The sequence below is a fragment of the Streptomyces coeruleofuscus genome, assembly GCF_039532725.1.
Classification (GTDB): Bacteria; Actinomycetota; Actinomycetes; order Streptomycetales; family Streptomycetaceae; genus Streptomyces; species Streptomyces coeruleofuscus.
Genome location: NZ_BAAASE010000005.1, coordinates 292,876 through 304,964, shown reverse-complemented (window position 1 = coordinate 304,964; position 12,089 = coordinate 292,876). Strand labels below are relative to the sequence as shown.

Genomic DNA, 12,089 nt, shown 5'->3' with positions numbered 1-12,089 from the left:
GAGCGGGCTCACCTCACCCCGCAGTTCAGCCCACGATCCGGCCCAGCTCGATCCGGTCGATGTTCGGCGCCCAGGCGCTCGCGTTGCCGAACGTCACCTTGTTCGCGCCCTTCGCCAGATCGACCGGGACGCCGACGGTCCAGTAGTCGTCCCAGCTCCAGGTGTTCTTGAAGGTGACCTTCACCGGGTCCGCGGACCCGACCGTGACGTCCGCCGTACGGGACATGATGTCCGTGTTGTAGGCGTGGCCGTTGTCCCGGCGGTCGTTGTGCGCGTAGTGGACGACCAGCAGGTAGCGGCCGGACCGGGGCGCGTCGACCGTGAACTCGGCGGTGCTGGAAGCGCTGTTGCCGAGCCAGCCGATGTACGAGCCGGCGGACGCGTGCGGGGAGTCGACGAGCTTGGCCCCGCCGGCGAGCGTTGCCTTGGCGCCATCGTAGGAGAGGGTGCCGGCGGCCGAGCCGTCGCCCGACACGTCGAGGGAGCGGACGGCGGAGTGGCCCGACGTCATCGCGATCCGGTTGTTGCCCGCGACCAGGTAGAGCCGCAGCGGGCGGCCGGGCGCGGCCTTGACCGTCTCCCCGTGCAGCGAGAGCTTCACGGCCGCCGAGGTCCGCGGCACCATCGTGTAGTAGCCGTCGCGCGGGGCGTAGACGTCGAACACCGCCTTGTCACCGGAGCGCAGCACCAGGGAGCCCGTGCCCACACCGGCCGACGAGGTGTAGTCGTACGACGGCTTGCCGCTGATGTCCGCCAGCGTGGCCTCGTACGACGCCGAGGGCGCGCCCGTCCGTGTGGTCAGGTCGATCCGGTCCAGGGTGACCTCGGCGTCGCCCTTGGACAGGGTCAGCTGGTGCGTGCCCGCCTTGAGTTGGACACCGACGTCCTTCTTGGCGCGGTACGTCCAGTTCTCGGTGGAGGGGTAGGTGACCGTCACCGGGGCGCCGCCGTCGACCGACAGCTTCTGCGTGGCGGGGCCGCCGGACTGGTTGCCGTACAGGATCGCCAGGTCGTACGTGCCGTCCTTCGGCACTGTCACCGAGAAGGCGACCTTGCTGCCGGGCTGGTTGAGCGAGCCGACGTCCTTGGTGCCGGAGGCCGCGTAGCCGTTGGCGTTCTGCACCGTGCCCTGCGTGTAGACCTTGCCGTCGGTGATCGCCGCGTCCTCGGCCTCGTACGATGCCGACCACGGCACGGAGGCGGCGGACGGGGTGCCGGAGCCGCCGGGGGTGAGGACGATCCGGTAGGCCGACATCTTGTGCAGGCCGCGCAGCGGGACCGTCACCGAACCGTCGTCCGCGACCTTCACCTTGGTGCGCGCGAGGACCCGCGGCGCCGCGTGCTGCCCCTCGTAACCGGACCAGGCGGCCTCGGCGACGGTCGCGGTGACCGTACGGCCGAACACCGACCGGGGGACGTTGCGCACGACCACGTCCGAGTCGGCCGCGGAGCCGCCGAGCAGGACCTGCGCCTGGCGGCGGGAGGTGTCGAGGGAGGCGAGCCCCTGGAGCGTGTCGATGGTGTCGGGCTGCGGCGGCGTCACCTTCACGGTGTTCCCGGTCATGCCCGCGTACCAGCGGAAGAGCCACCAGCCGCCGTTGGGGATGTTCGAGCGCACGACGTGGCCGCTGAGGTTGCCGGCCGCGTCCCAGTACGCCATGTTGGCGTACACCTTGTTGCGCTCGAACATCGATACCCACTGCACGAGCTGCCCGGGCACGGACAGGTCGCGGCGGTTGGCGTACTCGTCGATGTTGATCTTCAGCGGGGCTATGCCCGCCTCGCGCTCCAGCTTGCGGTAGTCGTCGTAGTGCGCCTGGAAGTCGCGCAGCGAGCCGGAGCCCAGCTCGTGCCAGGTCATCACCTGGGGGAGCACGTTCTCGCGCTTGGCGAAGGCGAGGAAGTCCTTCAACAGGCGGGTGTGGTAGGCGGCTTCGTTGGGTCCGGCGATCCGTGCGTCCGGGTCGATCGCGCGGATCCGCTGGTACACCGTCTTCCAGTCCTTGAAGAACCGGTCGCGGTTCTTCTCGTACTGGGCCTGGTCGGCGACGTCGAGCTTGTACCAGATCTGGTCGGGCTCGTTGAACGGGATGTAGACGAAGCGGTCGCTGTTCGGGTCGGCCGAGACCTCCTTGGCGATCTTGTCGACCTTGGGGAGGTAGTCGTCGATGCCGAGGTCCTCGTACGGCCACTTGGCGTAGATGTCCTGCATCATCACGTTGATCTCGCCGCCGCCGTTGCGGAAGAACGACTTGGAGACGGTGAGCGCGTCGCCGTTGGGATGCTGCGCGCCGCCCTCCGGCTTCTGCGAGATGCTCGTGATCTTCAGGGGCGCCATCGCGGCGTCGCTGGGCACCCCGTCGTCGCTGACCCCGTACAGCGAACCGTTGGCGCCGAGCATCACCGGGCCCTCGGAGGCTTTGAGGTCGACGGTGAGGCGCTGTGGATCGGCTGCCGCTGCCGCGTGGCCGGCTGCGGGGAGAGTGGCTGCCATGGCGGCTGCTCCAAGTAGTGCTGTCATCAAGGCGGTTCTGGTACGGGACCTCGTACCGGCTCTCGTGCGGGTGGGGGTGATCACGCTGCTGGACCTCCAGTCACTTCACGGCTCCACTGGTGATTCCGGACACGATCTTTCGCTGGCCGACGAGGAACACGGCGACCATGGGCAGGCTCATCACCACGACGTACGCGAAGACGAGATGCCAGTTGTTGAGGTAGAGCTGGGCGCTGGCGACCTGGTAGAGGTTGAGCGGCAGGGTCGCCCGGTCTCCGCCGCCGAGGACGAAGAACGCGTAGAAGATGTCGCTCCAGGCGTAGAGCATCACCATGATCGTCGCGGTGGCGATCACCGGCCGGAGCAGCGGCAGGACGATCCGCCAGAAGATGCGTGACGGGCTCGCCCCGTCCATCCGGGCCGCCTCCTCCAGCTCCATGGGGATGGCGCGGATGAAGCCGGTCATGAAGAAGATCGACGTCGACAGGTACATCCCGGTGTAGACGGCGATCATGCCGGGGCGGGTGTTGGAGAGGCCCAGTTGCCGCAGCTCCATCACGATGGTGATGACGGCGGGCGGCAGCAGCAGTCCGCTGATGCACAGCGCGTACGCCGCCGAGACCAGCTTCGACTTGCGGCGGGCGAAGACCCAGGCGGCGCCCGCGCCCAGGATCAGCACCAGGACCACCGAAGGCACCACGACCAGCAGCGAGTTGAGGAAGCCGCGCAGCATCTCGCCCTGGCTGACGGCGTCCGCGTAGTTGCTCGCGGGCTGCCACTGCCGGGGCAGGTCCAGGTTCGGCTTGATCGCCTCGGCCTGCGGCTTGGCCGAGGTGACGGCGACCAGCCACAGCGGCACGCCCACGGCCAGGGCGGCGAGCAGGACGACGAGGGAGGGGCGGCCGTACCGCCACACCGCGGTCACAGCAGCTGCTCCCTTCGCCGGAGCCCCACGACCAGCGGGATCGCCACGGCGACCACCACCAGGAACAGGACGAGGCTCATCGCGGAGGCCTGCGCGTACAGGCCCTGCCCGAAGATCCGGAACATGTAGATGTTGAAGACCTCGGTGGAGGCCGCGGGGCCGCCGCCCGTCGTGGCCTGCACGATGTCGAAGGTGTTCATCGAACCGATCAGCGCGGTGGTGACGTTGAAGGTGACGGCCGGCGCCAGCATCGGCCAGCGCACCGACCAGAAGGTCCGCCAGGGCCCCGCGCCGTCGCACTTCGCGGCCTCCAGCATCTCGCCGGGGATGCCCTTGAGCCCGGCCAGATAGATGAGCATCGACAGGCCCATCCACTTCCACCCGTGGATGAGCGTGACGATCACCAGCGTCCAGGTCGTCGAGCCAAGCCACGGGATGTCCGTGCCCAGGACGGAGTTGACGGCCCCGTCCTGGTCGAGCAGCGCCTGGAAGACGTAACCGGTCGCCAGTGCCGAGATCAGCACCGGCAGGAAGAAGACGGCACGGAAGAACCGGTTGAAGCGGCTGTCGTCCTCCAGCAGCAGCGCCAGCACGAGCCCGAAGCCGTTCTGGAACAGCGCCGCCAGCAGCGCGTACACCAGGGTCGTGCGGATCGCCCGCAGCAGCGAACCGTCCTCGGCGATGGTCTGGAAGTTGTCCAGGCCCGTGAAGGCGATGTCCGCGTGGTACGAGGACCAGTTGGTGAACGGGTAGTAGAAGTTCAGCAGGTTGGGCACCAGGAAGAAGCCCGCGAAGACGACGATCGCGGGGAGCGCGAACCACCAGGGGTGGTGCACGGCAGCTCGCGGGAGCCGTCCCACGCCCTTCGGTGCGCCTTGTGCAGCCGGCTGCTTGCGCGTACGTACGACCGTGTCCGCCATGGTCAGAACCCGGGGGCGCCCTGGGCCTTGGCCACCTGCGCGAACTGGTCCTGGATCGCCTGCGCGACCTGCTGCGGGCTCTTCTTGCCGAAGATCATGTCGGCCAGGTAGAGGTGGGTGTCGGGGGCGACGATCGCCTTGGCCTGGAAGACGCCGATGGCCTTGGGCAGGGCAGCGACCTGGGCCTTGGACGCCTCGGGCAGGCCGTCGGGGGTGGGCACGGACGGCTGCACGGACGGGATCTTCATCGCCTTGATGTAGTCCGGGTAGTCCGGGCCGAGCCAGAAGGCGAGGAACTGCCGGGCCGCGTTCTGGCGCTTGTCGTCACCGGTCTTGAAGGCGACGACACCGTTGGTCTGGTCGGGGGAGTACAGGCCGGTGGCCGAGGAGTTGGCGACCGGGAACCAGCCGATCTTCTTGTCGAGCTCGGCCGTGGAGTACTTGGCCTGCAACTGGCTCTGGAAGGAGGTGACGTTGAGGACCATGCCGGCGTCGCCCTTCCACAGCGCGTCGGCCTGCCCGGTGAAGGTGCCCGTCCGGTAGTTCTTCTGGGCGAGCCCCGCGTCGAGCAGCTTCTCCTTGTACTTCTTGATCGCGCCGACGACGACCGGGTCGGTCCACTTCTTCTTGCCCGCGTTCAGATCGGCCCACCACTGCCGGTCGAGGTCGGTGAGCTGGACCTGCATCTGCCACTGGAGCGGCCACTTGTCGCCGCCGGCCTCGTAGAAGGCTGCCGCGTCGGTCTTGTCGACGACCGTGCGGCCGAGGGCGAGCAGCTCGTCGTAGGACTTGGGGAAGTCCTTCTCGCTCAGCCCGGCCTGCTTGAAGACGTCCTTGTTGTAGTAGACGCCGAGCATGGCGGGGCTGGTCACGATCGCCGCGTACCGCTTGCCGTCGATGACGCCGAGGGACCTCTCCGTGCCTCCGAGCTTGGCCTCCCACGGCTCCCCGTCGAGGGTCAGCAGGTTCTGCTTCGGCTGGATGAACGGCAGCGTGGAGATGGACGGCTGCCAGAACATCAGGTCGGGGCGGTCGCCGGAGGCCAGCTTCGTCGGCACGTTCTGCTCGTAGAGGTCCGGGATCGCCTGGGTGTCGACCTGGGCGCCGGTGGCCTTCTCGAAGGCGTCGATGACCTGCTCGGGCGCGTTCACCGTGTTCTGCGCGGTCCACATGGTCAGCTTCACGCCGTCCAGCCGGGCGGTCGGATTCACCGCCGCCTGCTTGGCGTCCGAACCGTCCGAACCGGAGTCCCCGGCGGTCGGGTCGCTGCACGCGGTGGCGGCCAGGCCGGCGGCGCATATCAGCGCCAGGGCGGGGAGAGCTCTTCTCTTCATGTCGTGCCTTTCCCGAGCATGCGGTTCGGTTCAGAAAGCGGGACTCACAACTTCTGGGCTCGTTCGGGTCGTTCAGGCGTCGGCGGTTCAGACGTCGGCGGGCGGCGGCCCCGAGCTCTCCCGCACCACCAGTTCCGGTACGGACACGGGATGCGGGGCGACCGGCGCGGACTCCTCCAGCACGCCGTGCAGCAGGGCGAACGCGGACCGCCCGAGACCGGTGAAGTCCAGGCGTACGGTCGTCAGGGACGGGGTGAGGAAGGCGGAGTGCGGGGCGTCGTCGAAACCGGCCACGCTGACCTCGCCCGGCACCGAGCGGCCGGACTCGTGCAGGGCGCGCAGCACGCCGAGCGCGAGGTCGTCGTTGCCGCACAGGATCGCGGTGACGGACCGGTCCTTCGCCAGCTTCAGCGCGGCGGCGTGACCGCCCGCCGGCCCCCAACTGCTCTGCACGGGGCGGGGTTCCGGGGCGCCGGCCTCCTTCAGCGCCTGCCGCCAGCCGCTGGTGCGGGCACTGGTGCGGCGGGTGCTGGACGGGATGGCCACGTAGTGCACGGTCTCGTGGCCGAGGGAGAGAAGGTGGCTGGTCGCCTGGTAGGCGGCCTCGCGGTCGTCGGTCCACACCCACGGGCGGTCGCCGCCGGGCGGGCTCGCCGGGGTTTCCACCACGCCCACGACCGGCAGCCCGGCGGGCACGGCTCCCAGCGCCCGGACACCGGCCGGATCGTATGCGATCACCACGATCCCGCCGCCCGCGTCCGCCGCGCGTTGCACCTCGGCGGCGACGGCCGCGTCCTCGGCCGACTCCAGCACCCCGATCCCGACCGCGTACGACGCCGCGCGGGCGGCCTCCTCGATGCCCTGGAGGATCGAGGCGTAACCGTAGTGGGTGGTGTTCGCGGTCAGCACGGTCACGGCCCGGCTGCGCCCGCTGGCCAGGGCGAGGGCGGTCGCGTTGCGGCGGAAGCCCAGTTCCTCGATGGCGGCGAGCACCCGCTCCCGGGTGGACGGCCGGACGCTGGGATGGCCGTTGATCACCCGCGAGACCGTCTGGTACGAGACCCCCGCGGCGGTCGCGACGTCCCTGATGCTCGCCGGGCGCCTTGTGTGACCGGTCACATTCATGCGAGGATTGTGACCGGTCACACTTGGGTCGTCAAGAGACCGTAACGAGGGATTCACGCGGACCTCCGCTCCCCGACGACGGGGCGGGGCCAGGAGGGGGAGCACCTTGACCGGCACGGCGGATGCGGCGCACATGGCCTCCAACCAGCGGCAGGACGAGTTCACTTGGGGACATCAAGCCCTCCGGGCCGGGTTCGCAGCCGCCGCCGACGGGACCCTGCGGCTGGTCCGGCTGGCCCACCCCGAAGACGATCGCCCCGCCACCCCGCACTCCGCGCTCCCGCTCGTGGAGCTCACCGCCCTGGGCCACGGCAGCGGCTGGTCCGGTCCCCGCTTCACCGGCACGGCCTTCGGCGCCCGGCTCGCCTACCGGACCCACCGCACGGGCAGACGCGACGGCTGGGAGTGGCTGACCGTCGAACTCCACGACCCGGACACCGGATTGACGGCGTCCGTCGAGCTCACGTCACCCACCGGACTGCCCGTCCTGCGCTCCCGGGTCCGCCTCCGCAACGAGGGCCGGGAGCCCCTGGTCGTCCAGTCCGTCAGCAGCCTCCTGCTCGGCGGCCTGCCCGCCCCGGACGCCCTCGACGTCCACCGGGCCCGCAACGACTGGCTCGCCGAGTGCCGTTGGTACGCCGAGCCGCTGCGCGCCGCCGTCGCGGACATCCACGTCGACGTCCACGAGCACGACAGCCGGGCCGCCCTCGCCCTCACCGGGCGCGGCAGCTGGCCCACCGACGGCCATCTGGCCATGGGCGCGCTGACCGAGCGCGGCGGCGGCCGGGCCTGGGCCTGGCAGGTGGAGTCCCCGGCCGGCTGGCGCTGGGACCTGGGCGAACGCGCACACGGCACCTACCTGGCGCTGAACGGCCCCACCGACGCGGAACACCAGTGGCGAGTCCGGCTCGCCCCGGGTGAGGAGCTCACCACCGTGTACGGAGCCCTGGCACTCGGCTCCGACCTCGACACGGCGATGGGCGCCCTGACCTCCTACCGCCGGGCGATCCGCCGCCCGCACCCGGACCACACCGCCCTCCCCGTCGTCTTCAACGACTACATGAACACCCTGATGGGCGACCCGACCACGGCCAAGCTCCTGCCGCTGATCGACGCCGCCGCCGACGCCGGCGCCGAGTACTTCTGCATCGACTCGGGCTGGTACGACGACGACACCCGGGGCTGGTGGGACAGCGTCGGCGCCTGGCAGGCCTCGCCCCGCCGCTTCCCCGACGGCGGCATCCAGGCCGTCCTGGACCGGATCCGGGAGCGCGGGATGGTGCCCGGGCTGTGGCTGGAGCCGGAGGTCGTCGGGGTGCGCAGCCCCGTCGCGGCCGAACTGCCCGACGAGGCGTTCTTCCAGCGCGACGGCGTACGCCTGACCGAACAGGGCCGCCACCAGCTCGACCTGCGGCACCCGGCCGCCCGCGCCCACCTCGACAAGACCGTGGACCGGATCGTCGGCGACTGGGGCGTGGGCTACCTCAAGCTGGACTACAACATCGTGGTCGACCCCGGCACCCAGGCACCCGGAGACCTCGCACCGGGAGCCGGGCTGCTGGGCCACGCCCACGCCTACCTGGACTGGCTGTCCGGCGTACTGGACCGCCACCCCGGACTCGTCGTGGAGAACTGCGCCTCGGGCGGCATGCGCATGGACGGCGCCACCCTGGCCGTCGCCCAGCTCCAGTCCACCAGCGACCAGCAGGACCCCCTGCGCTACCCGCCCATCGCCGCCGCCGCGCCGACCGCGGTCCCGCCCGAACAGGGCGCGGTCTGGGCCTACCCGCAGCCCGAGTTCGACGACGACCTGACGACGTGGACCCTGGGCGGGGCGCTGCTCGGCCGCATCCACCTCTCCGGCCACCTCAACCGCATGCCGGAGCACCAACTGGCCCTCGTACGGGACGCGGTCGCGGTCTACAAGTCCATCCGCGGGGACCTCGCGCGAGCCCTGCCCTTCTGGCCGCTCGGCCTGCCCGGCTGGGAGGACGAGTGGCTGGCCCTGGGGCTCTCGGTCCCCGGTGACCGCACGGCGTACCTGTCGGTCTGGCGCAGGGGCGGACCGGCCGAATTCCGTGTCCCCGTCCGGCACCTGGCGGGCCGGACCGTCCGCGCGGAGGTCCTGCACCCGTCCTCCGCGGAGGCGGGCCGGGCCCTGTGGGACGGGGACGGGCTGACGGTGTCCGTGCCGCGCACGCCCGGTGTGCTGCTGATCCGGCTCACGCGGGAGGGGTAGGCGGGGCGGTCGGTGGTCGGCGGGGTGCGGGGCGTCACCCGCGTACGGCATTCCGTTCCCGCGCCTGCTGATGTGCGTCCCGGCGGAACGCCCACGGCATCTCGGGCTCCATCACCCAGCGGAACAGCCGCCGCACCGGCGGGGTGCACAGCGCGGTCACGAGCACCGCGGCGAAGGCCGTCACCACGACCACGCCCACGGGCTGGTGGACCCACGCCGGCTCGTACCAGCCCCAGAACTTGGACCCCTGGGCGACGAAGCCGTGCAGCAGGTAGCCGTACAGCGTCCCCGCGCCCAGCGCCGTGAACCACGCCCGGCGCCCGGGCACCCACGCGAGGAAACAGGCCACCAGGACCAGCGAACAGCCGAAGGTCACCAGCGTCATCACGGGCCCGTACCAGGCGGGCGCGGCGAGTTCCTCGGCGCTGTCGCGGTGGTAGAACCAGGCGCCGGTCATCCGCGGGACCGCCCAGTAGGCCACCACGACCGCGGCGGCGAAGACCGGCACGGCCAGCACACGTGCCGAGCGGCGGCGCACCAGCCGGAAGTGCTCCGGCTTCAGCAGCAGGCCGAGGACGAAGTACGGCAGGAACTGAAGGGTGCGTTGCAGGTCGAGGTCGTTGCCGATGGAGGACGAGAGCGTCGCCAGCATCGCGATGACGAGGGCGACCGGCAGCGGCCACCGCACGCGCCGCCACACCGGCGTGGTCAGCCGCCAGATGAACAGCGCCGCCAGGAACCAGGTCAGATACAGCGGATCCAGCAGGCTCACGGGCCGGTCGGGTTCCTGGTCCGTCCATCGCGTGAACAGCGTGTACGCCGTCTCGAAGACGACATACGGAACGGCGAGCCCGGTGACCAGACGCCTGATCCGCCCCGGGCCCGCGTCGAAGGAGCGCGAGAAGTAGCCGGAGATGACGATGAACGCCGGCATGTGGAAGGCGTAGACGACCATGTAGAGCGCGCTGACCGCGCGGCTGCCGTCCCGCAACGGCTCCCAGGCGTGCCCGATCGCCACCAGCACGATCGCCAGGTACTTGGCGTTGTCGAAGAACGCGTCGCGCTGCCCCGCCTGCTTCGGCGGGGCAGCGGCCTCGCGTGACGTACTCGGCCCGGCCTCGCCGCGAGTGCTCGCGACGGGCCGCATGCGCAGGGTGTCCTCGCTCATCGGGCCTCCCGCGCACGGTGCGGGGAACCGGGACGGGCGGATACGCGTCTTGCCGGGGTTACGGCGGTGGGGTGCCGGTGCGACATCCCCGCCGCCTGACCCATGCGGAGCGACGTAAACCGCTTTCCGGTGTGGATGTCGCGCGGATCACACTCGCGGATCACCCCTGTGGCGACGGTGTCGCCGCGTCCGGCCCTTCCGGGGGCACGCCGGCACCGTCGCACACGGCCCGGTCAGCTCACCGAGCAGGCGGCGCCGTTCAGCGTGAACGCCGTCGGGCTGGGGTTCGCCGTCGCCCGGGAGGCCGTGAAGCCGAGGGTGACCGAGCCCGCCGCGGGGATCGTCGCGGTGTACGAGGCGGCCGCGACGCTGACCTCGGAACCGCTCTGCGTCGCCGTACCGCCCCAGAGGTTGGTGATCCGCTGGCTGTCCGGGAAGGTCCAGCGCAGCGTCCAGCCGTTGATCGCCGACGTGCCGGTGTTGCGCAGGGTGATCTCGCCCTGGAATCCGCCGGGCCAGCTGCTCGTCACCCGGTAGCCGACGCCGCAGGCCGCCGTCGAGCCGCCGGAGGAGGTCGTGAACGTCACCGCGGCCGAGCGGGGCGAACGGTTGCCGGCGGCGTCGCGGGCGTAGACGGCGAAGGTGTAGGAGGTGGCGGGGGACAGGCCGGTGAGCGTGGCGGTCGTCCTGGCCGTGGAGGTGACGACCGTCTCGGCGCCTCCGCCGATCCGGACCACGTCGTAGCCGGTGACGCCCGTCGCGTCGGTGGCGGCGGCCCAGGTGAGGGTGGCGGACGAGGAGGTCACCCCGGAGGCGGTCGGGGTGCCGGGGGCCGTCGGGGGAGTGGTGTCGCCTCCGCCGGAGGAGTAGATCGTGGCCTCCTTGGCGGTGGCGGCGATGCCGTTCGCGCCGTTGAAGAGCCGCTGTCCCCAGCTGGTGAGCTGGTCGGGGTCGAAGTTCGTGACCATGTCCAGGTACTCGACGCCGCCGCCGTTGCCGCTCCAGGACCAGCCGAGGTAGCCCAGGCGGAGTTGCTGGGCGACGGCCAGGATGGTGTCCTCGTCGGGGTTGCCGTCCGAGTGGTCGTGGCCGAACTCCCCGACGACGATGGGGAGTTCGGCCGTCACGAACCGGTTCAGATAGTCCGTGATCTCGGCTGCCGTGTCGAAGACGCCGTACATGTGGATCGAGAAGATCGTGTTGGCGTCGGGATCGGCGGCGAAGACCGAGGCGGCGTTGTCGCGCATCGTGAACGCCCAGTCCTGGCCCCAGTTGGGCGCGTCGATCATGATCGTGTGGTCGAACCCGGCGTTGCGCAGCTTCTGGATGGCCGCCTTGGTGTCGGCCGTCCAGGCCGTGTAGCCGGTGTTGCCGTGCGGCTCGTTGCCGATGTTGACGATGACGTAGTCCTCCTGACCGGTCAGCGCACTCTGCACGCTGATCCAGTAGTCGGCGGCGCGGGAGAGCGTGACGGCCCCGCTCTGCTCGCCGTACCCGGTGGTGTCGTGCACCTCCAGCACACAGATCAGCCGGTTCTGCTTGCACTGGGCGACCACGTTCGCCACGTCGGCGGTGTCGTTGCGGGTCCAGCGGTCACCGCTGGAGAGGACCACGCGGACGGTGTTGGCGCCCTTGGCCTTGATGTGGGAGAGGGAACTGATCCGGTCCGGGAACCAGGTGTGGGCGTGGTTGACGCCACGCATCACGAAGTCGTTCCCGGACGCCTCCAGCAGCCGGCCGTTGTCGATGCGGAAGCCGGTGGGGGCGGCGTGCGCCGGTGTGCCGAGGGAGAGGAAGGAGAGCAGGAGCCCGAGGAGGGCGACGGCCACGGTGGCCACGCGTGGGGTGGGGGAGGTGCGGGGTCTCATGGCGGCTCCAGAGGTG

At 70.7% G+C, this 12,089-nt stretch carries 8 protein-coding genes; 1 reads left to right on the top strand and 7 read right to left on the bottom strand.

Going from position 1 to position 12,089, the window contains the following annotated elements:
* Positions 1-25: 25 nt before the first annotated feature.
* From ABFX81_RS20875 to ABFX81_RS20855, 5 genes are all read right to left on the bottom strand, one after another.
* A complete protein-coding gene (locus ABFX81_RS20875; RefSeq protein WP_086851058.1) occupies positions 26-2,494 on the bottom strand; it encodes a CBM35 domain-containing protein in 2,469 nt (822 codons plus the stop codon).
* Positions 2,495-2,594: 100 nt separating this feature from the next.
* On the bottom strand, positions 2,595-3,419 hold the full coding sequence (locus ABFX81_RS20870; RefSeq protein WP_086851056.1) for a carbohydrate ABC transporter permease: 825 nt from the start codon (positions 3,417-3,419) through the stop codon (positions 2,595-2,597).
* The gene (locus ABFX81_RS20865) at positions 3,416-4,339 is read right to left on the bottom strand and encodes a carbohydrate ABC transporter permease (protein ID WP_086851054.1); all 924 of its coding nucleotides are present in this window, start codon (positions 4,337-4,339) and stop codon (positions 3,416-3,418) included. Before ABFX81_RS20865 ends, ABFX81_RS20870 begins: the two co-directional genes overlap by 4 nt.
* 2 nt (positions 4,340-4,341) lie before the next feature.
* Entirely contained in the window at positions 4,342-5,673 is a 1,332-nt protein-coding gene (locus ABFX81_RS20860) for an extracellular solute-binding protein (RefSeq protein WP_086851052.1), read from the bottom strand.
* Between the two features lie 87 nt (positions 5,674-5,760).
* Positions 5,761-6,798, bottom strand: coding sequence for a substrate-binding domain-containing protein (locus tag ABFX81_RS20855; RefSeq protein WP_086851050.1), 1,038 nt, complete (start codon positions 6,796-6,798; stop codon positions 5,761-5,763).
* A 133-nt stretch (positions 6,799-6,931) separates the two neighbouring features.
* Between ABFX81_RS20855 and ABFX81_RS20850 the strand changes: the two genes are divergently transcribed.
* Positions 6,932-9,037, top strand: coding sequence for an alpha-galactosidase (locus ABFX81_RS20850; protein ID WP_346138604.1), 2,106 nt, complete (start codon positions 6,932-6,934; stop codon positions 9,035-9,037).
* Between the two features lie 34 nt (positions 9,038-9,071).
* On the opposite strand, the gene ABFX81_RS20845 is transcribed toward ABFX81_RS20850, so the two are convergent.
* Both ABFX81_RS20845 and ABFX81_RS20840 read right to left on the bottom strand, forming a co-directional pair.
* Positions 9,072-10,184, bottom strand: a complete 1,113-nt coding sequence (locus ABFX81_RS20845; RefSeq protein ID WP_428837207.1) for an acyltransferase family protein — start codon at positions 10,182-10,184, stop codon at positions 9,072-9,074.
* Between the two features lie 254 nt (positions 10,185-10,438).
* Positions 10,439-12,073, bottom strand: a complete 1,635-nt coding sequence (locus ABFX81_RS20840; RefSeq protein ID WP_346138473.1) for a cellulase family glycosylhydrolase — start codon at positions 12,071-12,073, stop codon at positions 10,439-10,441.
* Positions 12,074-12,089 lie beyond the last annotated feature (16 nt).